At 62.6% G+C, this 24803-nt stretch carries 31 protein-coding genes; 13 read left to right on the forward strand and 18 right to left on the reverse strand.

Annotation, left to right across the window (positions count from 1 at the left end; translation table 11 throughout):
• Positions 1 to 41 precede the first annotated feature (41 nt).
• The gene (locus NKL06_RS15435; RefSeq protein ID WP_023672340.1) at positions 42 to 677 is read left to right on the forward strand and encodes a LysE family translocator; all 636 of its coding nucleotides are present in this window, start codon (positions 42 to 44) and stop codon (positions 675 to 677) included.
• A gap of 115 nt (positions 678 to 792) precedes the next feature.
• Here NKL06_RS15435 and NKL06_RS15440 read toward each other — a convergent pair whose 3' ends face one another.
• The 12 genes from NKL06_RS15440 to NKL06_RS15495 form a co-directional block, all read right to left on the reverse strand.
• Positions 793 to 1308, reverse strand: a complete 516-nt coding sequence (locus NKL06_RS15440) for an SRPBCC domain-containing protein (RefSeq protein WP_023672339.1) — start codon at positions 1306 to 1308, stop codon at positions 793 to 795.
• The gene (locus tag NKL06_RS15445; protein ID WP_023672338.1) at positions 1286 to 1645 is read right to left on the reverse strand and encodes an ArsR/SmtB family transcription factor; all 360 of its coding nucleotides are present in this window, start codon (positions 1643 to 1645) and stop codon (positions 1286 to 1288) included. Before NKL06_RS15445 ends, NKL06_RS15440 begins: the two co-directional genes overlap by 23 nt.
• A 75-nt stretch (positions 1646 to 1720) precedes the next feature.
• Positions 1721 to 2812 (reverse strand): 3-deoxy-7-phosphoheptulonate synthase, encoded by a 1092-nt coding sequence (locus NKL06_RS15450; protein WP_023672337.1) that lies wholly within the window; start codon positions 2810 to 2812, stop codon positions 1721 to 1723.
• Positions 2813 to 2901: 89 nt separating this feature from the next.
• Positions 2902 to 3027: a hypothetical protein gene (locus NKL06_RS15455; RefSeq protein WP_280940138.1), complete on the reverse strand. Its 126-nt coding sequence runs from the start codon at positions 3025 to 3027 to the stop codon at positions 2902 to 2904.
• Between the two features lie 257 nt (positions 3028 to 3284).
• On the reverse strand, positions 3285 to 3707 hold the full coding sequence (locus NKL06_RS15460) for a type II toxin-antitoxin system VapC family toxin (RefSeq protein WP_023694636.1): 423 nt from the start codon (positions 3705 to 3707) through the stop codon (positions 3285 to 3287).
• Positions 3704 to 3967: a type II toxin-antitoxin system Phd/YefM family antitoxin gene (locus NKL06_RS15465; RefSeq protein ID WP_023694635.1), complete on the reverse strand. Its 264-nt coding sequence runs from the start codon at positions 3965 to 3967 to the stop codon at positions 3704 to 3706. Before NKL06_RS15465 ends, NKL06_RS15460 begins: the two co-directional genes overlap by 4 nt.
• Positions 3968 to 4038: 71 nt before the next feature.
• Positions 4039 to 4833 carry an SDR family oxidoreductase gene (locus NKL06_RS15470; RefSeq protein WP_023672334.1) on the reverse strand — a complete coding sequence of 265 codons (795 nt, stop codon included), beginning with the start codon at positions 4831 to 4833 and terminating at the stop codon, positions 4039 to 4041.
• Positions 4834 to 4863: 30 nt separating this feature from the next.
• Positions 4864 to 5859, reverse strand: coding sequence for an inositol 2-dehydrogenase (gene iolG, locus NKL06_RS15475; RefSeq protein WP_023672333.1), 996 nt, complete (start codon positions 5857 to 5859; stop codon positions 4864 to 4866).
• 113 nt (positions 5860 to 5972) lie between these two features.
• Positions 5973 to 6755: an ATP-binding cassette domain-containing protein gene (locus NKL06_RS15480; RefSeq protein ID WP_027049093.1), complete on the reverse strand. Its 783-nt coding sequence runs from the start codon at positions 6753 to 6755 to the stop codon at positions 5973 to 5975.
• Positions 6756 to 6757: 2 nt separating this feature from the next.
• Entirely contained in the window at positions 6758 to 7834 is a 1077-nt protein-coding gene (locus NKL06_RS15485) for an ABC transporter permease (RefSeq protein WP_023694633.1), read from the reverse strand.
• A gap of 107 nt (positions 7835 to 7941) precedes the next feature.
• Entirely contained in the window at positions 7942 to 8883 is a 942-nt protein-coding gene (locus NKL06_RS15490) for a sugar ABC transporter substrate-binding protein (protein WP_023684065.1), read from the reverse strand.
• Between the two features lie 375 nt (positions 8884 to 9258).
• Positions 9259 to 10290: a LacI family DNA-binding transcriptional regulator gene (locus tag NKL06_RS15495; protein WP_023694632.1), complete on the reverse strand. Its 1032-nt coding sequence runs from the start codon at positions 10288 to 10290 to the stop codon at positions 9259 to 9261.
• A 174-nt stretch (positions 10291 to 10464) separates the two neighbouring features.
• Between NKL06_RS15495 and NKL06_RS15500 the strand changes: the two genes are divergently transcribed.
• The 3 genes from NKL06_RS15500 to NKL06_RS15510 all read left to right on the forward strand — a co-directional run bounded on the left by NKL06_RS15500 (position 10465) and on the right by NKL06_RS15510 (position 13202).
• A complete protein-coding gene (locus NKL06_RS15500; protein WP_352580526.1) occupies positions 10465 to 11568 on the forward strand; it encodes a fatty acid desaturase family protein in 1104 nt (367 codons plus the stop codon).
• Between the two features lie 85 nt (positions 11569 to 11653).
• Positions 11654 to 11968, forward strand: coding sequence for a MocE family 2Fe-2S type ferredoxin (locus NKL06_RS15505; RefSeq protein ID WP_023672328.1), 315 nt, complete (start codon positions 11654 to 11656; stop codon positions 11966 to 11968).
• 16 nt (positions 11969 to 11984) lie between these two features.
• Positions 11985 to 13202, forward strand: a complete 1218-nt coding sequence (locus tag NKL06_RS15510; RefSeq protein WP_023694630.1) for an NAD(P)/FAD-dependent oxidoreductase — start codon at positions 11985 to 11987, stop codon at positions 13200 to 13202.
• A gap of 127 nt (positions 13203 to 13329) precedes the next feature.
• Here the strand turns inward: NKL06_RS15510 and NKL06_RS15515 are convergent, their stop codons facing one another.
• From NKL06_RS15515 to hslV, 5 genes are all read right to left on the reverse strand, one after another.
• Entirely contained in the window at positions 13330 to 14286 is a 957-nt protein-coding gene (locus tag NKL06_RS15515; RefSeq protein ID WP_023694629.1) for a DUF1402 family protein, read from the reverse strand.
• 274 nt (positions 14287 to 14560) lie between these two features.
• Entirely contained in the window at positions 14561 to 15874 is a 1314-nt protein-coding gene (gene hslU, locus NKL06_RS15520) for an ATP-dependent protease ATPase subunit HslU (RefSeq protein WP_023672325.1), read from the reverse strand.
• A gap of 4 nt (positions 15875 to 15878) precedes the next feature.
• Complete coding sequence (locus NKL06_RS15525; protein ID WP_023694626.1) at positions 15879 to 16478, reverse strand: DUF2585 domain-containing protein; 600 nt, start codon at positions 16476 to 16478, stop codon at positions 15879 to 15881.
• Positions 16479 to 16482: 4 nt separating this feature from the next.
• Positions 16483 to 17010, reverse strand: a complete 528-nt coding sequence (locus NKL06_RS15530) for a GNAT family N-acetyltransferase (RefSeq protein ID WP_023694625.1) — start codon at positions 17008 to 17010, stop codon at positions 16483 to 16485.
• A complete protein-coding gene (gene hslV, locus NKL06_RS15535; protein ID WP_023672322.1) occupies positions 17000 to 17551 on the reverse strand; it encodes an ATP-dependent protease subunit HslV in 552 nt (183 codons plus the stop codon). Before hslV ends, NKL06_RS15530 begins: the two co-directional genes overlap by 11 nt.
• A gap of 236 nt (positions 17552 to 17787) precedes the next feature.
• On the opposite strand from hslV, the gene hisB reads away from it, so the two are divergent.
• The 9 genes from hisB to coaA all read left to right on the forward strand — a co-directional run bounded on the left by hisB (position 17788) and on the right by coaA (position 23622).
• The gene (gene hisB / locus NKL06_RS15540) at positions 17788 to 18387 is read left to right on the forward strand and encodes an imidazoleglycerol-phosphate dehydratase HisB (protein ID WP_023672321.1); all 600 of its coding nucleotides are present in this window, start codon (positions 17788 to 17790) and stop codon (positions 18385 to 18387) included.
• A gap of 4 nt (positions 18388 to 18391) precedes the next feature.
• On the forward strand, positions 18392 to 18868 hold the full coding sequence (locus NKL06_RS15545) for a DUF2628 domain-containing protein (protein ID WP_023694624.1): 477 nt from the start codon (positions 18392 to 18394) through the stop codon (positions 18866 to 18868).
• A 1-nt stretch (position 18869) separates the two neighbouring features.
• On the forward strand, positions 18870 to 19520 hold the full coding sequence (hisH, locus tag NKL06_RS15550; protein ID WP_023681413.1) for an imidazole glycerol phosphate synthase subunit HisH: 651 nt from the start codon (positions 18870 to 18872) through the stop codon (positions 19518 to 19520).
• A 1-nt stretch (position 19521) separates the two neighbouring features.
• Positions 19522 to 19812, forward strand: coding sequence for a DUF1330 domain-containing protein (locus NKL06_RS15555; RefSeq protein WP_023694623.1), 291 nt, complete (start codon positions 19522 to 19524; stop codon positions 19810 to 19812).
• Positions 19813 to 19815: 3 nt separating this feature from the next.
• On the forward strand, positions 19816 to 20562 hold the full coding sequence (hisA, locus tag NKL06_RS15560) for a 1-(5-phosphoribosyl)-5-[(5-phosphoribosylamino)methylideneamino]imidazole-4-carboxamide isomerase (RefSeq protein WP_023694622.1): 747 nt from the start codon (positions 19816 to 19818) through the stop codon (positions 20560 to 20562).
• On the forward strand, positions 20559 to 21395 hold the full coding sequence (locus NKL06_RS15565) for an arginase family protein (RefSeq protein WP_023694621.1): 837 nt from the start codon (positions 20559 to 20561) through the stop codon (positions 21393 to 21395). Before hisA ends, NKL06_RS15565 begins: the two co-directional genes overlap by 4 nt.
• Positions 21392 to 22198, forward strand: a complete 807-nt coding sequence (hisF, locus tag NKL06_RS15570; RefSeq protein WP_031210748.1) for an imidazole glycerol phosphate synthase subunit HisF — start codon at positions 21392 to 21394, stop codon at positions 22196 to 22198. Before NKL06_RS15565 ends, hisF begins: the two co-directional genes overlap by 4 nt.
• A gap of 8 nt (positions 22199 to 22206) precedes the next feature.
• A complete protein-coding gene (locus NKL06_RS15575; protein WP_023672314.1) occupies positions 22207 to 22530 on the forward strand; it encodes a phosphoribosyl-ATP diphosphatase in 324 nt (107 codons plus the stop codon).
• A 132-nt stretch (positions 22531 to 22662) separates the two neighbouring features.
• Entirely contained in the window at positions 22663 to 23622 is a 960-nt protein-coding gene (gene coaA, locus NKL06_RS15580) for a type I pantothenate kinase (RefSeq protein ID WP_023672313.1), read from the forward strand.
• Here the strand turns inward: coaA and NKL06_RS15585 are convergent.
• On the reverse strand, positions 23609 to 24748 hold the full coding sequence (locus NKL06_RS15585; RefSeq protein WP_023694619.1) for a phosphatase PAP2 family protein: 1140 nt from the start codon (positions 24746 to 24748) through the stop codon (positions 23609 to 23611). The genes coaA and NKL06_RS15585 overlap by 14 nt on opposite strands.
• Between the last annotated feature and the right edge of the window lie 55 nt (positions 24749 to 24803).

The raw sequence follows: 24803 nt of genomic DNA on the forward strand, positions 1-24803 counted from the left end.
TTCCTCCACGGCACCCCAGCAGGAAGCGACAGGCAACTGACATGAGCTACGCGGAAAATCTCTGGCTGTTCTTTATCCTGCTGTCCGGCATCATCATCGTACCCGGGATGGACATGCTGTTCGTGCTTGCCAATGCGCTCACCGGCGGCCGCGACCGGGGCCTCGCCGCCACCGGTGGCATCATGGTCGGCGGCATCGTGCACACGCTGAACGGCGCCATCGGCGTCGGCCTGCTGATGCATTTCGTACCGATCCTGTACAAGCCGCTGCTGATAGCCGGCGCCGCCTACATGGCCTTCATCGGCATCTCGCTGATGCGCAGTTCCATCACCGTCGGCCACGACGGGCCCGCCGGCAGCCGTACGGCCTGGAAGGCCTTTCGCCAGGGACTGGTGACCTGCCTGATCAACCCGAAGGCCTATCTCTTCATATTTGCCGTCTATCCGCAGTTCCTGAAGCCGGATTACGGCCCGATCTGGATGCAGGCGACGGTCATGGGCTTGCTGACGATGCTGACGCAGGCCGCCATCTATGGCGGGCTCGCCATCACCGCCGGCCGCAGCCGCAATCTGCTGGTGGCCAATCCGCGGGCGACCGCTTTTGCGGGCCGGGCGGCCGGACTGCTGCTGTTTGCTGTCTCGGTGTTTACGGCATGGGAAGGGTTGAGGGCAGCGTGATCCCGATCAAGCGATGACGCCGCGTTTCTTCGCCTCGGTGCGGCGCTTGCGGATCACTGTCCCGGTCTTTTCGTCGTCGAGGGCGGCAGCTACCCCGTCCGCGAGACCGATGACGTCATGACCGCCTCACGCCCTCGCCCAAGACGACGAGAAGCTCGTCCAATTGCTCGAACGTCTCGCCCATCGCATCCGCCGCCCCGGTACCGGCCGCGTCGAGAGCCTCCTTCGAGGGATAGAGTTCGTGCATGACCAGCAGCGTCTTGCCACCCTTTTCCTCGAAGGTCAGCGTGGTGACGGGTCCACCGTCACCACCTTCCTCATTGGTCCAGACGAGGCGTGAGTGGGGTGTCACTTCGATATACCTGCCGAAGAATTCGTGAAGGTCCGAGGCGTCGTGGCCGAACACCAGGCGGTACGTGCCTCCGGTACGAGCATCCATCTCGCATGAACGCAGGAACATGCCCATCGACTTCGGCACCCACCACTGCTTGAACAGCTCGGGCTTGGTCCACGCCTCGAACACGATGCGCGCCGGACCGTTGACCGTTCGCGTGACGACCAGCTCCCGTTCGGACTTCCGTTCGACCGTGGTGCGGCTGTTCGTGGGCTCACTCTCGGTTCTTTGGCGCATCGGCTTTCTCCTTCCGTTTCAATTCCTCGACAACCTTGTCCAACTCGTTGAAGCGTGCGTCCCAGAGCAGGCGGTGCCGCTCGATCCAGGCCGCCTCTTCCTCCAGTCCGCGCAGGCCGAGCTTGCAGGTCCGCACGCGGCCAACCTTCTGCGTGGTGACGAGCCCCGCCTGCTCCAGGACGCCGACGTGCTTCTTCATGCCCGTGAGGGTCATGTGGAACTTTCCGGCAAGCTCGGTGATCGAAGCGTCTGCGCGTCCGAGCTGCTCCAGAACGCCACGCCGGGTGGCGTCCGAGAGCGCGGCGAACGAGGAATCCAAGTCGGTATACTGAACCATACGGTTCAGTATTTAGCAGACCGGTTGCCGGGGTGCAAGGGGAGCCGCAGCGTCCTTCCCGCGCATCGCCTCGTATCAGGCGGCGCCCGGCCGGTTCTCCATCATGGCGCGGCGGGCTGAGCGGCGCCATTCTACGGCGCCGGCGAGGCCGTGCAGCACCGTCTCTGTGGTCGCCCAGTCGATGCAGCCATCTGTGATGCTCTGGCCATAGACGAGCGGCTTGCCTGATACCACGTCCTGCCGGCCGGCGACGAGATTGCTCTCGATCATGACGCCGATGATACGCTCGTCCCCTGCTGCCACATGGCCGGCGACATCGGCCGCCACCTTCGGCTGGTTCTCCGGCTTCTTGCTCGAGTTCGCGTGGCTGACATCGATCATCAGACGGGGGGCGACGCCGATGCGGGCAAGTTCGACCGAGGCCGCCTCGACGCTCGCCGAATCGTAATTCGGCTGAACGCCGCCGCGCAGGATGACGTGGCAGTCCTCATTGCCGGTAGTAGTCGCAATGCCGCTGCGTCCGCCCTTGGTCACCGCCATGAAATGATGCGGCTGGGCGGCGGATTTCACCGCCTCGGCGGCGATCCTGAGATTGCCGTCGGTGCCGTTCTTGAAGCCGACCGGGCAGGACAGGCCGGAAGCCAGTTCGCGGTGGATCTGGCTCTCGGTGGTGCGCGCGCCGATGGCGCCCCAGGCGACGAGGTCGGCAATGTATTGCGGCGTCGTCATGTCGAGAAATTCGGTGGCCGAGGGCAGGCCGAGATTGTTGACCGCCGACAGCACGTTGCGCGCCATCCGCAGCCCCTTGTCGATGTTAAAGCTGCCGTCGAGATCGGGATCGTTGATAAGGCCCTTCCAGCCGACAGTCGTGCGCGGCTTTTCGAAATAGACCCGCATGACGATCTCCAACCGGTCGGACAGGGTCTCGCGCAGCGCCACTAGCCGGCTGGCATAGTCAACGGCCGCGACCGGGTCGTGGATCGAACACGGGCCGACGATGACAAGCAGCCGGTCGTCGGTGCCGTTCAAGATGGCATGGGTGGCGTTGCGTGATGCGCTCACGGTGCGCGTTGCCGTCAGCGTGCGCGGGATCTCCCGCATCACCTCGTCCGGCGTACTCAATTCTCGGATTTCCTTGACCCGAAGATCGTCTGTGGTGGTCAACACGGCTTTCTGCTCCTGTTTTTAGGAGACCTGCCGGCTGATACAAAAAAGCCGCCAGGTCTGGCGGCTGTTCGGACTTGTTGCTGCAATCTTCAGATCGAGCGCAATCCTCCCGCCGCCAGCGAGCTCGTAAAGTACCAATAGGTGGCGGTCAGGTTGATCATGAGGTTCGTATAGTCGATGCCGAGGCGCTTGTCACGTGGGGTATGCGGAGACAATTCGGGATGGGCCGAATCCTCGCGATTTCGTCATCCCTGGGCGGAGCAGGAGCGAAGCTCCGTCGCGGAGACCCTGGGATCCATTCCGTGACCTGGGCCGTGGAGTGCGGCAGAGCAGAATTCTGGACCGTAGCAGCGCTCTGAAGTCGCGGCATGGATCCTCGGGTCTGCGCTGCGTCGCCACGCTCCTTGCTCCGCCCGTGGATGACGAAGTGCCGGCGGTTCGCCAATCGCCAACACGTATAACGCGGAGCGGCTCATGCGGTCCAGGGATCGAAGAGTTCAAGCCCAAAGCCTTCGAAATCTTTCGTATTGCACGTTGCCAAGGTGAGCTCGTGCGCAATCGCAGTGGCTGCGATCAGGCCGTCCATCGACGACAGACCACGACCGCGGCGCTTCGCAAGACCCATCAGGTCGCCCCAGGCCAAGGCAACCGCATCGTCCACCGGCAAAACCCGCTGTTCGAAGCGCTGGGGCAGGTCCCGGGCGAGCCATTCGGCCAGCGCCTCGCGTTTGCGGCCCTCATCCATCAGAGAGACGCCGCGCCAGATCTCGGCGATCGACACTACGCTGATGAAGGAGCGGTCCTCATCAAGCTCGTCCAGCCAGCCCAGGACACGTGCGTCAGGCGCTGGCCTCGTCACCTCGGACAGGACATTCGTGTCGAGCAGCAGTCTCACTGCGGCAGGTCACGCGGTTCGTCGCGCTGACGTTCAAGCTCGAGATCGGCGCCGCGCAGCGGCGAGTCCAGCAGGAACTCGGCAAGCGTACCCTTGCGTGCGATCTTGCGCTGCCATTCCTCGGCCGAGACGACAACCACGCTTGGTTTGCCGTTCTTGGTGATCGTCTGCGGCGAGGACTGTGCGCGCTCGATGACCTCGGAGAGCCGGGCTTTTGCCCCGGCAACCGTCCAGTTGGTGTCTTTGGATGACGTTAGCATCGCATGCTCGTGACTAGCCTGACTATCAGGACTATGTGGGAATGGCGATGTTGCTGCAACAGGGTTTGAGGCTACTCCGGCGAGGTCCCCGCGACGTTCTGGTCGTAGTCAACCAGCGAGCCGGTCATGACACCGGATTGCGGGCTGGCCATGTAGCTGATCAGCCGCGCCAGTTGGTCGGGCTTCACCAGTTGGCCCATGGGCTGGCCGGCCTCTGCCTTTGCCAGCCAGTCGTCGGAGGCACCGTGCCATTTCTTCTGCACGATGTCCTCGCCCTCGGTGTCCATCCAGCCCGGCAGCACGGCGTTGCAGCGGATGCGGTTGAAACGATAGGCGTTGGCGACGTTCTTGGTCAGCGTCGCCAGCGCGCCCTTGCTCGAGGAATAGGGCGCAAGGAACGACTGGCCGCAATGTGCCGACATCGACAGCACGTTGACGATCGAGCCCGGCGCCTTCTTGTCCAGCAGATGCGCCACCACGCCCTGCATCAGGAAGAAGGGACCACGCACATTGGTGTGGAAAATCTGGTCGAACACCTCTTCCGAAGTTTCGACAAGTGAACCACGCGCGGACGTGGCGGCGGCGTTGACCAGCGCGTTGATGGTGCCGAAATGCGAGATCGCGGTTGCCACCGCACGCTTGCAGTCCGCCACTTTCGAGACGTCGGCGCTGATGAAGATCGCATCGACGCCGGCCTTCTTGAAGTGGGCGACCGCCTTGTCGCCCTTCTCCTGCGAGCGGCCGATGAGCGCCAGCGCCTTGCAGCCCTCGTCGGCCAGCGCTTCGGCGACGGCAAAGCCGATGCCTTGCGCACCGCCGGTGACGATGGCGCGCGTGTTCGAATTGCGATCGGCGGATGTGCTCATCGCTCTGCTCCTGTGCCTTGGTTCCGGTTCTTACTTGTCGAGACGGACGGTCTTGCCTGATGTCGCCGACTTCAGCGCGGCATCGGCCAGCTTCAGCGCCACGAGGCCGTCGGCGCCGCTCGGCGATGCCTTCTTGCCCGAGGTTGCAGCAGTGATGAAAGCGGCAATCTCGATGGCGTAGGCGTCGAGATAGCGGGTCATGAAGAAATCGTGCAGCGGCGGGCGCGTATAGCCCTTCTCGTTGGCGACCTCTATCGACACCGGCCGCTGGTTTTCGGCGGCGACCATGCCTTTGGAGCCATGCACCTCGATGCGCTGGTCGTAGCCATAGGTGGCGCGGCGCGAATTGGAGATGACGGCCTGCTTCCCGGACGCGGTTTCGAGGATGACGCTGACCGAATCGAAATCGCCGGCCTCGCCGATCTTCTTGTCGACCAGCACCGAAGCATGGGCGCTGACCGCCGCCACCTCTTCGCCGAGCAGGAAGCGCGCCATGTCGAAATCGTGGATGGTCATGTCGCGAAAAATGCCGCCCGAGCGCTTGATGTAATCGACCGGCGGCGCGCCCGGATCGCGCGAGGTGATGGTGACCATCTCGACAGTACCGATGGCGCCGTCGTCGATCGCCTTGCGCACGGCGGCGAAGTGCGGATCGAAGCGGCGGTTGAAGCCGACCATCAGCGTCGCCTTGGCCTTGTCGACCACGGCCAGGCACTTCTCGACGCGCTTGACGTCGAGGTCGATCGGCTTCTCGCAGAAGATCGCCTTGCCGGCCTTGGCGAAACGCTCGATCAGATCGGCATGGGTGTCGGTCGGCGTGCAGATGACCACGGCGTCGATGTCCTTGGCCTTCTCGATCGCGTCGATGGTGCGCACTTCGGCGCCATAGGCGGTTGCCAGTTCGGTCGCCGCCTTTTCAAAAGCGTCGGCAACGGCCACCAGTCTGGCCTGCGGGTTGGAGCCGACGGCGCGGGCATGGACCTTGCCGATGCGGCCGGCACCGAGGAGGGCGAAACGAACAGTCATGGGGTATTTCCTCTAGGGGGATGGGTTCGAGAGAGTTGTGTCTCCACCTTCCTTTTGAGAAAGGTGGCAAGATAATTTTTCGAGCACGCCAGAAAACAGGATGACCATCCTGTTCAGGCCGCGAGTTCCGCCTCCCCGGTCTTGGCGCCGGTGATGTAGGAGACGATGTCGTTGCCGTCGGTGTTTTCCTTGCGCAGGTTGGCGACGATGCGGCCGCGCCGGAAGACGACGATGCGGTCGCACAGGTCGAACACCTGGCGCATGTTGTGGCTGATCAGGATCAGCGGCTCGCCATTGTCCTTCAGCGTGCGGATGATGTTCTCGACCTGCGCCGTCTCCTGCACGCCAAGGGCTGCCGTCGGCTCGTCCATGATGATCAGCTTGGAGGCGAAGGTCGCGGTCCGGGCGATCGCAACGCACTGGCGCTGGCCGCCCGACATGTGGCGAATGGTGTTGGACAAATTGGGGATTTTCACTGCCGTGCGGATCAGCGCCGCCTCGGTCGCCTTGCGCATGTATTTGCGGTCGAGGATCGAGAACGGCCCGAGATTGAAAAGCACCTTTTCGCGGCCGAGGAACAGGTTCGACGGCACGTCGAGATCGTCGGCCAGCGCCAGGTTCTGGAACACGGTCTCGATGCCCGCCGTGCGCGCTTCGATCGGCCCGGCAAAATTCACTTCCCTGCCGTCGAACCAGATCTGGCCACTGGTGCGTTGCTCGACGGCGGTGATCTGGCGCACGAAGGTCGATTTGCCGGCGCCATTGTCGCCCATGATGGCGACATGCTCGCCCTTGCGCAGCTCGAAATTGGCGCCTTCCAGCGCGTGCACGCCGCCATAGCGTTTGGTCAGGTTTTCGGTCTTCAGGACGATGTCTGTCGTGGAGATATCTGGCATGGTCAAGCCCTCAATGCCCGCATGCGCTGGCGCCATTGGTCGAGAACGACCGCGCCGACGATGATCACGCCCTTCACCATCTCCTGATAGTAGGCGTCGAGGCGCAGGAAGGTGAAGCCGGAAATGATGACGCCGAAGATCAGCGCGCCGATCACCGTGCCGACGATCGAACCGCGGCCGCCCGACAAAGAGACGCCGCCGATGACCGCCATGGCGATGGCGTCGAGCTCGTACATGACGCCCATGCCGGACTGTGCCGTCAGGTTCTTGGAGGAGAGCACGACGGCGGCCAGCGCGGCGAGGATGCCGGCAATGACATAGACGAGGATCTTGTGGTTGGCGATCTTGATCCCCGACATGCGCGCGGCATCCTCGTTGGAGCCGATGGCGTAGCAGTGCTTGCCGTAGCGTGTGTAGGTCATGATCAGCTGGAACAGCACCGCCAGCGACAGGAAGATGATGACCGGCATCAGCCCCTTGCCGATGCCAGCGAAACTTTCGGTCGGGAACGAGATCGGCTGGCCCTTGGACCACCATTTGGCAATGCCGCGCGCGGTCACCATCATGCCGAGCGTGGCGATGAACGGTGGAATGCGCGTATAGGCAATCAAGGAGCCGTTGACGAGACCGGCGAGCAGACCGCAGCCGATGGCGACCAGTACCGGCACGATCACCGGCAGGTCGGTCCAGCCTTGCGCCAGGAACATCGCCTTGGGGTTGGGGTTACCGTTGACCGTCGCCACCTGGGCAAAACTCATGGCGATCATGGCGGTGGCGCCGACGATCGAGCCCGAGGACAGGTCGATGCCGCCGCAAATGATCACCTGCGTGACGCCGATGGCGATGATGCCGACGATCGACACCTGCAGGATGATGATCTGCAGGCGGGCCTCATTGAAGATCCCGGCGACGTTGTCGCGCGTGTTGAACAGGAAGCTGTCGCCAAGAAAGATGCGGCCGATCAGTTCGAAGATGACGACCAGAATGACCAGCGCCAGGAAGACGTTGAATTCGGCCGGCCATGTCCGCCTCTTCGCGTCATAGCTGACCCCGCCGACGCCATGAGATGTCTGTGACATGTCTGTCCTCCGTGAGGCGGCATTTGCCCTCCCGCACGTAAGGGCGGTGAGGGAAACAGGAGCGGCGCGATTGATGCGCCGCTCCGTTAGTCGAACGAGTTGCCGGCTCAGTTCTTCTTCAGGAACTTGTCGATGTTGGCTGGCGTCACGAGTTGGAAGGGCACGTAGACCTTGTGCTCGACCTTCTCGCCCTTGGCGAGCTTCAGCGCTGCGTCCAGAGCGCCGGCGCCCTGGCCGGCCGCATCCTGGAACACGGTGGCATCGAGGTCGCCGGCCTGCATGGCGGCAAGCGCGTCCTGCGTGGCGTCGACCCCACCGACGACAACCGTCTTCATGTCGATGTTGGCGGCCTTCATCGCCTGGATGGCGCCGATGGCGCTTTCGTCATTGTTGGCGATGACGCCGTCGAACGGCTTGCCGGTTGACAGCCAGTTGGTCATCAGGTTCTGCGCTTCGTCGCGGTTCCAGTTCGAAGTCTGCTTGTCGATGATCTTGATGAAGCTGCACTCCGGCGTGGCGATCACCTCTTCGATGTCCTTGGTGCGCTGCACGGCGGCCTGGTTGGAAAGCTCGCCCATGATGACATAGACATTGGCTTCCTTCTTGCCGGCCTCGGTGAACAGGCGGCAGACTTCCTTGGTCTCGAGCGTGCCGGAATCGGCCTCGTTCGACGCGACGAAGGCCTGGTTGTCCGGCAGCGTGTCGACATTGACCGGCTGGCGGTTGACATAGACCAACGGGATCTTGGCGGCTGCGGCGGCGTCCGACATCGCCTGCGTGGCCGAGGTATCGACCGGGTTGACGATGATGGCGTCGACGCCCGAGGCGGCGAAGTTCTTGATCTGGTCGAGCTGCTTGGCGACGTCGTTCTGCGCGTCCTCGACCTGCAGTTCCACGCCGCTCATGCCCTTGGCCTGCTCGATCATGCCGTTGCGCAGCACGGTGAGGAAGTTGTCGTCGAACTTGGCCATCGACACGCCGACCTTGGCGGCAAAAGCGGACGAACTCATCAGCGCCGCAAAGGCGACGCCCAAAATCAGTTTCTTCATTGTGTTTCTCCTCCACATTGGTGTCCGGCTGCACCGATCTACCCGGAATCCCCGATAGCCCGAGGAATCTCTCCCTGATGCCTTCCTGTTCCGTATGGCGTTTTGTCCAAGGGATGGAACGCCAAGCTCCCGGTTTGAAACAGATGTTCCGGAACGAAAGAACCAAAATACCAATCTGATGAAATATTTATTCCATTTTTTCGCGAGACGTCAAGAGCGATTCCTAAGTCGGAAAGCGGATTTTCGGTCGCCGCGCCGCAATTTCACGTCGAATCAAGGCCGACAGCGGCCCAGGCCGAGTCTGAAGGCAGACTCTGATAGATTCTATCATCGCCGGGAGAGCCCACGCCGAACGGGTCGGCGCGGCAGAACGCGTTAGATATTTTCCGGCAGATAGATGTCGAAGGGCAGAAAGGTCTGGCCCGGCGCGTTGGCGGCGCCGGCCTCGATGGAATGCGCCATCAGGTCGACAAGCTCGCGGCACAAGGCGGCGAGCGGCGTCGAGATCACCATAGTCAGGATGTTGTCGGCGAGTGCCGCGCGCGATTCGGCGTTGATCTCGTTGCAGACGACCACCGGCATGCTTGCGGGCTTCGCAGCCCGCAGCGCCGAGACCGCGCCTTCCATGCCGCCGCCGGCGACATAGCAGCCGGCAAGATCCGGATACCGCACCAGGAGATCGATCATCGCATCGTGGGTGACCTGGTTGGCTTCCAGATTGACCAGCGTTTCCATCACCGTGAAGTCCGGCGCATGTTCGCGGAAGAAGGAGCGAAATCCGATCTCGCGCAGTTCATGGCCGTGGAAGCGATGACTGCCGACGAAAAGGGCGACCTTGCCGGGGTTCTTTGCCGCCCTGGCGATCATCCAGGCCGCGGTGCGACCGACCTTGCGATTGTCGAGGCCGACATATCCCTCACGGATGCCAGCGGCAAAGTCGGACAGCAGCGAGAAGACAGGTTGCCCCCTCGCTTTCAGCGACTCCACGACCGCCGTCAGCGTCGGATGGTCCGGACCGACAACGGCGATTGCTCTGGATTTCGCTGCCAGCTTGCGCATCTGGGCGGCGATCTCGTCGGCGGCTAGCGAGCTGGCGAAATCGATGGTGGCGACGCCGCGGAAGCGCTGCGATTGCGAGAACGCCATTTCGAGCTCCCGCGCGAAATCGCCGTAGAAAACATCATTGCCCCGCAGCAACAGAAAGCCGAGGCGATATTCCGGCAATTCCTGGCGCATGCGCCGCTTGATCAGCCCGGCGGCGTGGTAGCCGATGCCGGTCGCCGCCTCATAGACGCGGCGCGCGGTTTCCTCGCGCACCGGCAGCCGGTTGTTCAGCACCCTGTCGACAGTGGCGACGCTAACGCCGGAGATGCGCGCCAGATCGGTGATGGTTGGCCGTTTTGCCATGACTGTCCCGCATGAGTGCCTGCAACTGCTTACATCGTTCTGATGCAAAATGATAGAAACTATCTTTGTGATATTGAGACTATCACCGCATGGCGCTATTTTGCGCTCGGACACAGGCGCCTGTAATGGACATATCCATCCTGACGGATGCTGTGGCCGACGGAGGCAGCCCCTATGGAAGCGACACTATCCACACCACCGTCCCGGCGCGACTACAGCCTGATCGGCCGCGACGCCAAGCTCGCCGTCGAGACCGGCCTGTCGGCGGCCGAGTGGTATCACACCGATATTCCGCGCAAGCAGATGAAGGAGCTGATGCAGCGCTCCGATGGGCCGGCGATCCGCGACACCACGATCTGGCTGGCCGCGCTGATCCTGAGTGCCGCCGGCGGCGCCTGGTTCTGGGGCAGCTGGTGGTGCGTGCCGTTCTTCTTCGTCTATGGCGTGCTCTACGGCTCCTCCACCGACTCACGCTGGCACGAATGCGGCCACGGCACCGCCTTCCGCACCCAGTGGATGAACGACGCGGTTTACCAGATCGCCTGCTTCATGATCATGCGCAATCCGGTGACCTGGCGCTGGAGCCACACCCGCCACCACACCGACACCATCATCGTCGGCCGCGACCCGGAAATCTCGGTGATGCGCCCGCCGGACCTGTTGCGCGTCGCGCTTGCTTTCGTCGGCGTGATCGACGCTTGGAAGGCGATGTCGGACATGCTGCGCAACGCCGCCGGCAATATCAGCGCGGCGGAAAAAACTTTTATCCCCGAACAGGAGCAGCCTAAAGCCATTCGCATCGCCCGAATCTGGACGGCCATCTATGCCGTCACCATCGCGATCGCACTGTATTTCGGTTCATGGCTGCCGCTGATGCTGGTCGGGCTGCCCCGGCTCTACGGCGCCTGGCATCATGTCATGGTCGGCCTGCTGCAGCATGGCGGGCTCGCGGAAAATGTCGTCGACCACCGGCTGAACAGCCGCACCGTCTACATGAACCCGGTCAGCCGCTTCATCTACTGGAACATGAACTATCACGTCGAACACCACATGTTCCCGATGGTGCCCTATCATGCGCTGCCTAAACTGCATGCGCTGATCAAGCACGATCTGCCGGCGCCGACGCCGTCGATCCTGGCGGGCTATCGCGAGATGATCCCGGCCTTTTTGCGCCAGCTGCGCAACGAGGACTATTTCCTCAAGCGCGAACTGCCGCCGACGGCGCGGCCGTACCGCGAGGAACTCCACAACGACGCCGTCGCCGCCGCGGCGGAATGATCGCGCGATCAAGCTTTTGTTTTGACGCAACTCCGAACGGAAAACCGCAACGCACTTTTCCTGGAATTGCTTTTGGGAGGAACACATGAGCGACTGGATCGAAGCCTGTGCTGCCGGCGACATCGACGAAGAAGATGTGATGCGCTTCGATCATGGCGGCCGCACCTTCGCCATCTATCGCAGCCCCGATGACGACTACTTCGCCACCGATGGCCTGTGCACGCACGAAAAGGTGCATCTGGCCGACGGGCTGGTGATGGATGACATCATCGAGTGCCCCAAGCACAATGGCCGCTTCAATTACAAGACGGGGGCGGCACGCGGCGCGCCGGTTTGCGTCAATCTCGCCACCTATCCGGTAAAGGTCGAGGCCGGCAAAGTGCTGATCCAGATCGGGTAGGACCATGCAGGCGGGAATGGTCATCATTGGCGCCGGCGAGTGCGGCGGGCGGGCAGCCCTTGCTCTGCGCGAACTGGGCTATGACGGGCCGGTGACGCTGGTGGGTGACGAACCCCATCTGCCCTATGAGCGGCCGCCCCTGTCCAAGGACGCAATGACGAGCGACGCGGCCGAGATCAAGACGATCGCCAGCGACGAAATTCTGGCCGAGAAATCGATCCGGCATATCCATTCCGTTCAAGCGGTGGCGATCGACCGCCCGGCGCATATGGTGCGGCTGTCGGACGGTTCGGCCCTGCCCTACGACAAGCTGCTGCTGGCGACCGGCTCGACACCGCGCAAGCTGCCGATGCCGGGATTGGGGTCGCGCTGCGTCTACCTCCGCACCTTTGCCGACGCGCTGGCCATTCGCGCCCACCTCAGCCCGGCAAACCGCATCGCCATCATTGGTGGTGGCTTTATCGGCCTGGAGCTCGCCGCTTCGGCGCGCAAGCTCGGGGCCAGCGTCACGGTCATTGAGGCGCAGCCGCGCATCCTCATGCGCGGGGTGCCGGCGGAGATCGCTGAAATCATCCATCAGGCGCATGAGGCCGAAGGCGTGACCGTGCTCACCGGTCAGGGCATCGCTGATATCGCCGACGACGGCGCTGAGGTGCACATCATGCTCGCCGATGGGCAGGACATCGTCGCCGATCTCGCCGTCATCGGCATCGGCGCCGTGCCGGTGACCGGGCTTGCCGCGGAAGCGGGCCTGACCGTCGATAACGGCATCGCCGTCAATGGCGAACTCCAAACAATCGATCCCAACATCTTCGCCGCCGGCGATTGCTGCTCGTTTCCGCTCGCTGTCTATGCTGGCCGGCGGGTGCGGCTGGAAGCCTGGCGCAATGCGCAGGAACAGGGTGCGCTGGCCGCGAAGAACATGCTGGGCGCCCGCGAAGCGCATGCCGCGGTGCCATGGTTCTGGTCGGATCAGTATGGTTTGTCGCTGCAGATCGCCGGCCTTTCGGACGAGGGCAAAAGCACGGTCCGCCGCGATCTCGGCGACGGTGCTTTTATTCTGTTTCATCTGGCCGAGGATGGCAGGCTGGTGGCGGCGAGCGGCCTCGGTACGGGCAATGCCGTGGCGCGCGACATCAGGCTGGCCGAGATGCTGATCGCCAAGCGGGCTAGGCCGGCGCCGGAGGCGTTGGGGTCGCCGGATGTGAAGCTGAAGTCGTTGCTGGCAGCGTAAGTTTTACCTTTCCCCTTGTGGGGAGGGTCGCTGCGAAGCAGCGGGGCGGGGGTGCGGCACCGGCCCCACCCGGACCTGCGGTCCGACCTCCCCACAAAGGGGGAGGTAGACGGCTGAGCTAAGCCCGCTAAAACAGCGCCTTCAGCTCGTCCAGCTTGTCGTTGACCAGCCAGCCGTAATAATTCTCCTCGGGCAGTTTGACCGTCTCACCCGCGGCGCGGCGCTTGTCGTTCTCTGCTTTCAGCGCATAGGCGCGCTGCTCGGGATTGCCGACATTGTAGAGCGTGGCGGTCAGCCCCGGATTGCCTGAGATGTCGAAGCCGGCAATGTTTTTGTAGGCGTCGATCGACTTCCTGATCGTCGCTGCGACGTAGGGCAATGTCAGATCCGGATCCATGATGGTCTTGTAGACCCCATTGGGATCGCCGACATCGAGTTCGGGCAGCCCCGACACCTTGTGCACGAGATCGCTCATCTGCAGCGCGGTCAGCGGGTTGAGCTGGCCGAGGCCAAAGGTCTGGCCGGCATAATAGGGCTGGAAGAAGGTGGCGCCGAAGCGGTCGTTGGGAAAGCTTGTGCCGCCGACCGTCTTGCCGCGGAAGGATCGGTTCCACACCTGCTCGCGGCATTCCCACAGGTCGTAGCTGTCCGACATCGTGCATTTCTTGAATTCCGGCCGCTGCACGAAATCGGTGATGTCCTCGCCGTCATAGGCGAAGGACAGCTTGCTGGAGAGGTAGGAGATCGCCTTGACGTAGTAGGTCTGCAGCCGGTCGTAGGCGTCGACATTGTAGGTGTGCTCGCCGACGATGGCGCCGACGATGTGCAAAGGATTGATGCCGTAGGCAGCGGCGGCCTTCCTGATCTTGGCGCGCAGTTCGGCGTCGTTCTGAAGCAAGGCGTAGACCTTGCGGTATTTGGCTTGGAAAGTGGTGTTGGTCGCCTGGGTGCGGCGGCTCGAGGCGCCCGGTATGTCAGGTTGCACGGCATTGCGGTTGCCCGCCGGCACCAATGTCGCCGCGTCAGCCGCGAACAGCGTCGCCGCCAGCGTCAAGCCGAGAATGAGCAGGATCAGTTTTTTCATGCGCCGCCGCCTAGAGAATTGCCGCGCAAACTAGGTAAAGCTCCCGGTCGAGTCGAGAGCGCCCCTGCAGCCGGCAAGACGAAAGGTGGTCCGATGATACCATCCGGCCACACATCAACCTGTTAGCCGGATTGTTGCCTAAGCATCGGCCCAAAGATCGAAACCGATTTTTGGAAAGTCCGATACGTCGATTCAATACTGCTAGAGCGACCTTTGCGCGTCCAAAGGACGCGCGGCGCTCTAATACCGGCGCCGGATGAACCGGCGCCCTCGTTTAAAGGATGAATCGCGACAAATCTGTGTTTCGCGAGAGGTCGCCGACATGCTTTTCCACATAGGCGGCATCGATGGCGACGCTGGTGCCGTTGCGGTCGGGCGCGTCGTAGGAGATCTCGTCCAGCACGCGCTCCATCACCGTCTGCAGGCGTCTCGCTCCGATGTTTTCGACGCTAGCGTTGAGGTCGACAGCGATGCCGGCCAGCGAATCGATGGCATCGTCGGTGAAGGTGAGGTCGACGCCTTCGGTCTTCATCAGCGCGATATACTGCTTGATGAGGCTGGCCTCGGTCTCGGTGAGGATGCGAATGAAATCGTCCTTCTCCAGCGCCCGCAACTCGACACGGATCGGCAGGCGGCCCTGCAATTCCGGCAACAGGTCGGACGGCTTGGAGACATGGAAGGCGCCCGAGGCGATGAACAGTATGTGGTCGGTCTTCAACGGTCCGTATTTGGTCGCCACCGTCGTGCCTTCGATCAGCGGCAGCAGGTCGCGCTGCACGCCTTCGCGCGAGACGCCGGCGCCCATGCCGCCTTCGCGCGAGGCGATCTTGTCGATCTCGTCGAGGAAGACGATGCCGTCATTTTCGGTCGCGTCGAGCGCCCGGCGCACCACCTCGTCTTGGTCGAGCAGCTTGTCGGACTCGTCGTTGACCAACAGCGCGTAGGACTCCTTGACCGTCGTCTTGCGCGCCTTGGTCTTCTTGCCACCCATCGCCTTCGACAGCATGTCGTTGATGTTGAGCACGCCGATATTAGCGCCCGGCATGCCGGGGATCTCGAAGCCGGGCATGCCGCCGGTGCCGGTGTCGGCAACCTCGATCTCGATCTCCTTGTCGTCGAGCTCGCCGTCGCGCAGCTTCTTGCGGAAACTATCGCGGGTCGCCGGGCTAGCCGTCTTGCCGACCAGGGCTTCCAGCACGCGCTCCTCGGCGTTGAGATGGGCGCGGGCCTTGACGTCCTCGCGCATCTTCTCGCGCACCAGGCCGATGGCGATCTCGACCAGATCGCGGATGATCTGCTCGACATCGCGGCCGACATAGCCGACTTCGGTGAACTTGGTGGCCTCGACCTTGACGAAAGGCGCACCGGCGAGTCGCGCCAGGCGGCGCGAGATCTCGGTCTTGCCGACGCCGGTCGGGCCGATCATCAGGATGTTCTTCGGCATCACCTCTTCGCGCATCTGGCCTTCCAGCTGCTGGCGGCGCCAGCGATTGCGCAAGGCAATGGCCACGGCGCGCTTGGCGTCCTTCTGGCCGATGATGAAGCGGTCGAGTTCCGAAACGATTTCACGGGGAGAGAAGGTGGTCATATCACTAGATTCCACTTTGCCACTGCTTGATGGACTCGAACGGATGCAGCAGCATGATCACGTTGAGCGTCAGATTGTCCCGGATGAGGTAGCCGACACCCAGTTCGAAGATGAGGGCGAGGCCGACGACCACCCATATAGGTAGCTTTCTGGCCATCACAAACCCCAGCACCATGGCCAGCGTGTCGGACACCGAATTGATGATCGAGTCGCCATAGTAATCCAGCGAAATGGTGCCGGCGCGGTAGCGCTCGATGATGAACGGGCTGTTTTCCAGGAGTTCCCAGCCGCCCTCGATGACAACGGCGAAAGCCAGGCGCAGACCGATTGGCGAGCGCGGGAAGAGGAACCAGGCCAAGGCGTAGAACAGGAAGCCGTGGATGATGTGCGAGAACGTGTACCAGTCGGAAATATGCTGGGAATTCTCCGAACTGTTCACCACACCGTGCCAGAGTTTGACGTAACCGCAGGTGCAGATCGGCGTGCGGCCCATGCCGTAAAGCGCGCCGGCCTGGAAGATGAGCAGAGCGAGCACGAGCAGAAGCCCCATGCGCCAGCTGTCTTCGTAGGCCGAGTAATTTTTGGCAGTGCCCGGTGTCGCCATCAACTCATTCCCCTTCTTCCGCGTCGCTCTCTTTGGCACCGACAGCCATCAGCACGACGTCCCCATATCTAGAGTGCCTGCGATCGATAGCCCTGAAGCCCGCCTTTTCATAGGCGCGGATGGCGCGACCATTGTCGGGATGCGGATCGATGATGACGCGCGGCGCGCCTTCCTCGAACAGTTGCTCGACGAATTGCCTGACGATAGCCGAGCCATGACCTTTGCCGACCAGGTCCGGCACGCCGATCGACAGGTCGATGCCGAGCGTGCCGAACGGCTGGTCGGCATAGGGATGGCCGTCTTCCAGATGCGGATCGTAGCTCTGCAGATAGGCGATCGGCCTGCCGTCGAGCTCGACGATCAGCGGCTCTACAGAAATAGAGTCGATGTGCTCCCGGATTTCGGCGATTTCCGTCTCCGGATCGTCCCACCATTCGGCGACATGCGACTCGGCCAGCCAGCCGGCGATCATGGGCAGGTCTTTTTCGGCAACCGGTCGAAAATCATAGAGCACCGGCGGGTTAGCCGGCATCGAGCGTTTCGACAACAAAGTTGTTGTTGGTGTAGACGCAAATGTCGGAGGCGATCTGCATCGCCTTGCGGGCGATCTCCTCGGCATCCTTGTCGCTGTCCATCAGCGCGCGGGCAGCGGCCAGCGCATAGTTGCCGCCGGAACCGATGGCCATGACGCCGAATTCGGGCTCCAGTACGTCGCCGGTGCCGGTCAGCGCCAGCGAAACCGACTTGTCGGCCACCAGCATCATCGCTTCCAGCCGGCGCAGATAACGGTCGGTGCGCCAGTCCTTGGCGAGCTCGACGCAGGCGCGCGTCAACTGGTCGGGATATTGTTCGAGCTTGGCTTCGAGCCGCTCCAGAAGGGTGAAAGCGTCCGCCGTGGCGCCGGCGAAACCGGCAATGACATTGCCGCCTTTGCCGATGCGGCGCACCTTTTTGGCGTTGCCTTTCATGATGGTCTGGCCAAGGCTGACCTGGCCGTCGCCGGCGATCACCACCTTGTTGCCCTTGCGCACCGTCACGATGGTCGTGGCGTGCATGCTCAGTTCATTCGACATTTTTAGCTCCGATTCGCGCGATCCCGATAAGGCGATTGGCGCGCGGTACGAGTGATTCGATTGGCCATATGTATGCATGGGGCGGGTGATTGCAAACGGCGTCCGCCATGGCCGGTGGCTGTCCGCATCGCAACTGGCAATCGCCGGTTCATGCTGCTAGAAGGCACTCGTTTTCAAGCAAATGACAGCTTGGAACCCCGTCTTGAGTTTCGAACCCCTCAGCCAAGGACAAGGTAATGGCGTCCCGTTCCGCCGAAGTCAGCCGCAAGACCAAGGAAACCGAGATCAGCGTCTCGGTCCATGTCGACGGCACCGGAAAATCCGACATGTCGAGCGGCGTCGGCTTCTTCGACCACATGCTGGACCAGCTGTCGCGCCACTCGCTGATCGACATCACGGTGAAGGCCAAGGGCGACCTGCACATTGACGACCACCACACGGTCGAGGACACCGGCATTGCGATCGGCCAGGCGCTGGCCAAGGCGCTGGGCGAGCGGCGCGGCATCATGCGCTACGCCTCTGTCGACCTTGCCATGGACGAGACGCTGACGCGGGCCGCGATCGACGTGTCGGGCCGTCCGTTCCTGGTCTGGAATGTCGCCTTCTCGTCGCCCAAGATCGGCACGTTCGACACCGAACTGGTGCGTGAATTCTTCCAGGCGCTGGCGCAGAATGCCGGCATCACGCTGCATGTAACCAACCATTATGGCGCCAACAATCACCATATTGCCGAGACCTGCTTCAAGGCGGTGGCGCGCGCGCTGCGTTTCGCACTGGAGCGCGACCCGCGCCAGCCGGAAGCGGTTCCCTCCACCAAGGGATCTCTGAAAGGGTAGGCTGATGGCCATCTATGTCGTGATGGAATCGCCAGTCCGCACCGAGGCGGCCGACGCAACCATTTTTGTCCGCGACGGTTTTTCCTGGCTGGCTTTCCTGGTGGCGCCGCTGTGGCTCGCTTGGCACCGGCTTTGGATCGAGGCGGCGCTCGCCTTCGTCGCCATGGGGCTCATCTCGGTGCTCGGCCAATGGCTGGGACTGGACTGGGCCGGCTCCGCACTGTCTTTACTGGTCTCGCTCTATATCGGGCTGGAAGGCCAAGGGCTGCGGATCGCAGCGCTGCGCCGCCGCGGCTGGCATGAATGGGGCGTCGTCGAAGCCGACAATCCTGATGATGCCGACATCCGCCAGACACTGGACGCCGAGGCGCTTGCCGACGAGCCGGCGCCGCTGCCGCGCATCGTGCCGGACGCCAGCCTGGCCCGGCCGGCGCAGACCGGGCTGACGCTGGGCCTGAGCCATACGCCGGGAAAAGCCTGAGATGCGGGTCGCGATCATCGATTACGGGTCGGGCAATCTGCGCTCGGCCACCAAGGCCTTCGAGCGCGCCGCGCATGAAGCCGGCATTGCGGCTGCCATCGAGCTGACCGCCGATGCCGAGCGTGTGCGCAGCGCCGACCGCATCGTTTTGCCCGGCGTCGGCGCCTATGCCGATTGCGCGGCGGGCCTGCGCGGCGTCGCCGGCATGTGGGAAGCGGTGGAAGAGGTAGCGATCGCCAAGGCGCGGCCGTTCCTCGGCATCTGCGTCGGCATGCAGCTGATGTCGGAGCGCGGCCTGGAAAAGACCGTGACCAAGGGCTTCGGCTGGATTGCCGGCGACGTCAAGGAGATCACGCCCGCCGATCCGGCACTGAAGATCCCGCAAATCGGCTGGAACACCATCGATCTGGAGCGCAAGCACCCGCTGTTTTCGGGTATTGCGACCGGGCCTAAGGGTCTGCACGCCTATTTCGTTCATTCCTACCATCTCGACGCGACAAGGCCGGACGAAGTGCTGGCCGTCGCCGATTATGGCGGCCCGGTAACGGCGGCGGTCGCGCGCGGTAACCTTGCCGGCACGCAATTCCATCCGGAAAAGAGCCAGGCGCTCGGCCTGGCACTGATCACCAACTTCCTGCGCTGGAGGCCTTGAGATGAGCAAGAAGGGCTACTGGATGGCGATGGTCGATGTGACCGATCCGGAAAACTATCCGAAATACATCGCCGCCAACAAAGCGGCGTTCGACAAATACGGCGCGAAATTCCTGACGCGAGGCGGTCAGTCGTCAAGCCCGGAAGGGCCATCCGGCAATCGCCATGTGATCGTCGAGTTCGAAAGCTACGAGGTCGCGCTGGCTTGCTTCCATTCCCCCGAATACCAGGCAGCGGTGAAATTCCGGCGCGCTTATTCGACCTCGCATTTCGCCATTGTGGAAGGGGTCTGAACGGTGATCCTGTTTCCGGCCATCGACCTCAAGGACGGCAAGTGCGTGCGGCTGAAGCACGGCGATATGGCGACCGCGACCATCTACAATGACGACCCTGCGGCCCAGGCCAAGGCCTTCGAAGAGCAAGGGTTTGAATGGCTGCATGTCGTCGACCTCAACGGCGCCTTCAAGGGCCAGAGCGTCAACAGCGCGGCGGTCGGCGCCATCCTCAAGGCGACGAAAAACCCGGTGCAGCTCGGCGGCGGCATCCGCACGCTGGCGCAGATCGAGGACTGGCTCGACCGCGGGCTGGCCCGCGTCATCCTCGGCACGGTGGCGGTGCGCGATCCCGACCTGGTCCGGGAAGCCTGCAAGGAATTTCCTGGAAAGATCGCCGTGGGCATCGATGCCAAGGGCGGCAAGGTGGCGGTCGAAGGCTGGGCCGAGGCCTCCAGCCTCGGCGTCATCGAACTGGCGCGGAAATTCGAAGGCGCCGGCGTTGCCGCCATCATCTACACCGATATCGACCGCGACGGCGTTCTGACCGGCATCAACTGGGATGCCACGATCGATCTCGCCGACGCGGTCTCGATCCCGGTCATCGCCTCGGGCGGGCTGGCTTCGATCGCCGACATCGTGCGCATGACCATGCCCGATGCGAAGAAACTCGAAGGCGCCATCTCCGGCCGCGCGCTCTATGACGGGCGCATCGACCCGGCCGAGGCGCTGGCGGTGCTGCAGGGCAAGGCGATGGAGACCCGGCCGTGAAAATCTCCATCATCCTGGCCTCCTATGACAGCGGCCACTATCACGGCGGCATGGGCCGAGGCCCGGATGCACTCATCGCCGGCGGGCTTGTCGACGCGCTGACGCTCTCCGGGCATGACGTCGTCGTCACCGATATCGGCAGGGTTGGCGACGAACAACAGCGCGAGATCGCCACCGGCTTTGCCGTGTGCGGTGCCGTCTCCGGCGAGGTCCGCATCGCCATAGACCGCGGCCGGTTTCCCATCGTGCTGGCCGGCAATTGCCTGACATCGGCCGGTGCGGTTGCCGGCGAGGATGCCGATGCGATCATCTGGGCCGACCAGCATGGCGATCTCAACACGCCGGAGACGTCCATCTTCGGCTTTCTCGACGGCATGGCGCTGGCCACGGTTCTCGGCCTGTGCTGGAAGCCGATGGCCTCGGCCATCCCCGGCTTCAGGCCGATCGATCCGGCGCGCTGCGTGCTGGTCAACGCGCGCGATCTCGATCCGGTCGAAACGGAGCTGTTGAAGACTTTGCCGGTCATCCGCACCGAATGCCCGGACTGGGCCACGGCCTGCGACAGGCTGAAGGCGCCGGACGCGAAGCGGGTGCACCTGCATCTCGATCTCGACGTGCACGACCCCGGGGCGCTGCAGGCCAACCGCTACACCACGCCCGGCGGCCCGGAGCCGAAACAGCTGCGCCAGGCTGTCTGCGGCATGGCCGGCCTGCTGCCGATTTCCGGCATTACCATTTCCGCCTATGATCCGGCGTTCGATGCGCAGGCCGAGGTTCCGCCGCTGGTCGGCGAACTGTTAAGCGAGTTGCTGGCGACGATGGAGAAGGGCTGATGCTGAAGGCCCGAGTCATCCCTTGCCTCGACGTCAAGAACGGCCGCGTCGTCAAGGGGGTCAATTTCGTCGACCTCATCGATGCCGGTGATCCGGTCGAGGCGGCCAAAGCCTATGACGCGGCCGGCGCTGACGAGCTTTGCTTTCTCGATATCACCGCGTCGTCCGACAACCGTGAAACCATCTTCGACGTCGTCGCCCGCACCGCCGAACAATGCTTCATGCCGCTGACCGTCGGCGGCGGCGTGCGCCAGGTGGCCGATATTCGCAAACTGTTGCTGGCCGGCGCCGACAAGGTGTCGATCAACACTGCGGCGGTGAAGAACCCCGATTTCGTCGCGGAAGCCGCCGACAAGTTCGGCAACCAGTGCATTGTCGTCGCCATCGACGCCAAGAAGGTGTCGGCACCCAATGAAGCCGACCGCTGGGAGATCTTCACCCATGGCGGCCGTGAAAAGACCGGCATCGATGCGGTCGAGTTTGCGCGAAAAATGGTCGATCGCGGCGCCGGCGAGATTCTTTTGACCTCGATGGACCGTGACGGCACCAAGGCCGGTTACGACATTGCGCTGACCCGCGCGATAGCGGATGCGGTGCGCGCGCCGGTCGTCGCGTCGGGCGGCGTCGGCACGCTCGACCATCTGGTCGAGGGCATTCGCGACGGCCACGCCGGCGCCGTGCTCGCGGCCTCGATCTTCCATTTCGGCACTTACACGATTGCGGAAGCCAAGGCGCATATGGCCGAGGCCGGGCTACCGATGCGGCTGGACTACCCGGTTCAATCCACTCCACAAAGGCTGTAGGCTGCGCCATGGCTGAATTTTCGCTGTCCGATCTGGAAACGATCATTGGCGAACGCGCCCGTTCCGGCGACCCGGACTCGTGGACGGCAAAACTGTTCGCCAAAGGCATCGACAAGGCGGCGCAGAAGCTTGGTGAAGAGGCAGTCGAGACCGTCATTGCCGCCGTCAAGGGCGACAAAAATGCCCTCGTTTCCGAAAGTGCCGATCTCATATATCATTGGCTCGTCGTGCTTGGCATGGCCGGCGTTTCGCTGGGCGAGGTGCTGAAGGAGCTTGAGGGCCGTACCGGCCGTTCGGGCGTCACTGAAAAGGCATCCCGGCCGAAAGGCTGACCGCGAGAGCCGGATGATTTCGGGCCGAGGCCTTAAATCTGAATCCGTCTCTAAATTGATAGAGGGAGCATGATGTCGCCCGAAAACCGCTTCACACTTTTCGGCCTCATGCTCTAGAGGGCAGGAAACTCGATGGACCAGCTCGCTCCGACCGAGAAATATTCCCCCTATCGTTTCTTCTCGGCCGAGCAATGGTCGAACTTCCGCGCCGACACGCCGATGACGCTGGGCGAAGACGAGATCAACCGTCTGCGCTCACTGAACGATCCGGTCGACCTGGAAGAAGTCAAGCGCATCTATCTGTCGCTCTCGCGGCTGCTTTCGGCGCATGTCGAGGCCAGCCAGTTGCTGTTTCGCCAGCGCCAGGCCTTCTTCAACGCGCTGGATGTGGTCAAGACACCGTTCATCATCGGCATTGCCGGTTCGGTTGCGGTCGGCAAATCGACCACGGCGCGCGTGCTGAAGGAGCTTCTGGCGCGCTGGCCGTCGAGCCCCAAGGTCGATCTCATCACCACCGACGGTTTTCTCTTACCCAACAAGGTGTTGCGACGCGACAATCTGATGGAGCGCAAGGGCTTTCCCGACAGCTACGATGTCGGTGCGCTGCTGCGTTTCCTCTCGGGCATCAAGTCGGCGCAGCGCAATGTCCGCGCGCCCGTCTATTCGCATTTGACCTATGACGTCATTCCCGGCGAGTTCGTCACCATCGACCGGCCCGACATTCTGATCTTCGAAGGCATCAACGTTCTGCAGCCCGGCAAATTGCCGAAGGACGGCAAGATAGTGCCGTTCCTGTCGGATTTCTTCGATTTCGCCATTTATATCGACGCCGACGAAAAGCTGATCCACCAATGGTACATCGCCCGCTTCATGCGGCTGCGCGAGACGGCCTTCCGCAATCCGGACTCCTTCTTCCACCGCTATTCGCAGCTTTCGGAAGACGCCGCGCGCGCCATTGCGGAAGGCTTGTGGGCCAACATCAACCTGAAAAACCTGCGCGAGAACATCGTGCCGACACGGGCGCGCGCCGACCTCATCCTGCGCAAGGGCGCCAATCATCTGGTCGAGGAAGTGGCGCTCAGGAAACTGTGACCGCCGCCTCCGGGCTGGTCGCGATATCGGCCGATTGCGTATCCTGCGCCGGTCGCCGGACATAGCGCCGGTCGGCCGGGACGAGTTTGCGCGCCGCGACATAGACAATCACCGAGACAGCAGCTGCGGCATAGCCGTCGATTGCATAGTGCCACGCCAGATAAACCGAGCTGACGGCAACAAAGGCCACATAGACAAACGCTACAGCGCCGAGACGGCGATTGTACTCCCATGCAAAAAGTGCGTTGAGCATCGCCAAGCCGACATGCACGCTGGGAAAGGCCGAAATGCCTGACGCGAAACCGGTCTGCCTGGCCTCATGAAGCCTCCACAAATATTGCTGGTAGGAAACAGCGGAATTGGAGGATTCGGCGCCGCGGGCCAAGAATGCGAGCTGTTCGCCAAACCGCGCCGTGTCGCCCGTGACCATCCCGTAAAACGCCGGACCAGCCGACAGGAACAGTCCAGCCAATATGTTGCCGACGACGATCCAAACCACCATGAAGCAGATGACATAGCGCGTTCGAACCGACGCCGTCCGGGGCGATGTCGCGACGAAGAACAAGGCGCCAAAATTGAGGACAAACCAGAATACGTTGTAATTCCACTCGATGGCAGCCCGCACGAAATCGTTTTTGGCCACCAGATAGAGCCAGCGCCACGGATCGGCGCCGAAATGCAGGAACGCATCGATGTCGGCATGCAGCACGTCAAATGGAAAGCCGTCCTGCCAGACCGGCATTCCGTTCTTCACCGAGGTGAATGTGCCTTGAAAGATCATGAGCGCCATGAGGAGGCATAGACCCGAGAGCGAATATGCCAGCCGCGATGTCGAGAACACATATTTCGCCGCCAGACGGCGCCTGATGTCGGTGCGATGTATAAGCAGGCTTATGTCAACAATAATGGCGAAGGTCGGCAGCATCAGGCCGTTCAACAATATCCACCGCCCGAAATATATCGAATACGCGCTGCGGTCGGCCGCGCCTATTGCATACAGAAAAACCAGTCCGGCCAATGTGTAGACGACGATGAACAGATAAACGCCTGAATCCCGGCGAATCAGCGGGATCGCTTGTTTGATGACTGCCCACAACTGACGGAAAACCACACTGCTCTTTGTCATTGTCCCGAGCCGACGTTGCAATGTCCGGGCACTTTATAAGGAAAATCTGTAGAAT

Origin of the sequence: Mesorhizobium sp. C268A, from assembly GCF_040324475.1 — a bacterium.
Classification (GTDB): domain Bacteria; phylum Pseudomonadota; class Alphaproteobacteria; order Rhizobiales; family Rhizobiaceae; genus Mesorhizobium.

What these genes read in the sequence shown, in the direction of transcription:
- NKL06_RS15435 (WP_023672340.1), top strand. Translation starts at nt 42, where the DNA reads ATGAGCTACGCGGAAAATCTCTGGCTGTTCTTTATCCTGCTGTCCGGC.
- NKL06_RS15440 (WP_023672339.1), bottom strand. Translation starts at nt 1,308, where the DNA reads ATGCGCCAAAGAACCGAGAGTGAGCCCACGAACAGCCGCACCACGGTC.
- NKL06_RS15445 (WP_023672338.1), bottom strand. Translation starts at nt 1,645, where the DNA reads ATGGTTCAGTATACCGACTTGGATTCCTCGTTCGCCGCGCTCTCGGAC.
- NKL06_RS15465 (WP_023694635.1), bottom strand. Translation starts at nt 3,967, where the DNA reads ATGCTAACGTCATCCAAAGACACCAACTGGACGGTTGCCGGGGCAAAA.
- NKL06_RS15470 (WP_023672334.1), bottom strand. Translation starts at nt 4,833, where the DNA reads ATGAGCACATCCGCCGATCGCAATTCGAACACGCGCGCCATCGTCACC.
- iolG (WP_023672333.1), bottom strand. Translation starts at nt 5,859, where the DNA reads ATGACTGTTCGTTTCGCCCTCCTCGGTGCCGGCCGCATCGGCAAGGTC.
- NKL06_RS15480 (WP_027049093.1), bottom strand. Translation starts at nt 6,755, where the DNA reads ATGCCAGATATCTCCACGACAGACATCGTCCTGAAGACCGAAAACCTG.
- NKL06_RS15485 (WP_023694633.1), bottom strand. Translation starts at nt 7,834, where the DNA reads ATGTCACAGACATCTCATGGCGTCGGCGGGGTCAGCTATGACGCGAAG.
- NKL06_RS15490 (WP_023684065.1), bottom strand. Translation starts at nt 8,883, where the DNA reads ATGAAGAAACTGATTTTGGGCGTCGCCTTTGCGGCGCTGATGAGTTCG.
- NKL06_RS15495 (WP_023694632.1), bottom strand. Translation starts at nt 10,290, where the DNA reads ATGGCAAAACGGCCAACCATCACCGATCTGGCGCGCATCTCCGGCGTT.
- NKL06_RS15500 (WP_352580526.1), top strand. Translation starts at nt 10,465, where the DNA reads ATGGAAGCGACACTATCCACACCACCGTCCCGGCGCGACTACAGCCTG.
- NKL06_RS15505 (WP_023672328.1), top strand. Translation starts at nt 11,654, where the DNA reads ATGAGCGACTGGATCGAAGCCTGTGCTGCCGGCGACATCGACGAAGAA.
- NKL06_RS15510 (WP_023694630.1), top strand. Translation starts at nt 11,985, where the DNA reads ATGGTCATCATTGGCGCCGGCGAGTGCGGCGGGCGGGCAGCCCTTGCT.
- NKL06_RS15515 (WP_023694629.1), bottom strand. Translation starts at nt 14,286, where the DNA reads ATGAAAAAACTGATCCTGCTCATTCTCGGCTTGACGCTGGCGGCGACG.
- hslU (WP_023672325.1), bottom strand. Translation starts at nt 15,874, where the DNA reads ATGACCACCTTCTCTCCCCGTGAAATCGTTTCGGAACTCGACCGCTTC.
- NKL06_RS15525 (WP_023694626.1), bottom strand. Translation starts at nt 16,478, where the DNA reads ATGGCGACACCGGGCACTGCCAAAAATTACTCGGCCTACGAAGACAGC.
- NKL06_RS15530 (WP_023694625.1), bottom strand. Translation starts at nt 17,010, where the DNA reads ATGCCGGCTAACCCGCCGGTGCTCTATGATTTTCGACCGGTTGCCGAA.
- hslV (WP_023672322.1), bottom strand. Translation starts at nt 17,551, where the DNA reads ATGTCGAATGAACTGAGCATGCACGCCACGACCATCGTGACGGTGCGC.
- hisB (WP_023672321.1), top strand. Translation starts at nt 17,788, where the DNA reads ATGGCGTCCCGTTCCGCCGAAGTCAGCCGCAAGACCAAGGAAACCGAG.
- NKL06_RS15545 (WP_023694624.1), top strand. Translation starts at nt 18,392, where the DNA reads ATGGCCATCTATGTCGTGATGGAATCGCCAGTCCGCACCGAGGCGGCC.
- hisH (WP_023681413.1), top strand. Translation starts at nt 18,870, where the DNA reads ATGCGGGTCGCGATCATCGATTACGGGTCGGGCAATCTGCGCTCGGCC.
- NKL06_RS15555 (WP_023694623.1), top strand. Translation starts at nt 19,522, where the DNA reads ATGAGCAAGAAGGGCTACTGGATGGCGATGGTCGATGTGACCGATCCG.
- NKL06_RS15575 (WP_023672314.1), top strand. Translation starts at nt 22,207, where the DNA reads ATGGCTGAATTTTCGCTGTCCGATCTGGAAACGATCATTGGCGAACGC.
- coaA (WP_023672313.1), top strand. Translation starts at nt 22,663, where the DNA reads ATGGACCAGCTCGCTCCGACCGAGAAATATTCCCCCTATCGTTTCTTC.
- NKL06_RS15585 (WP_023694619.1), bottom strand. Translation starts at nt 24,748, where the DNA reads ATGACAAAGAGCAGTGTGGTTTTCCGTCAGTTGTGGGCAGTCATCAAA.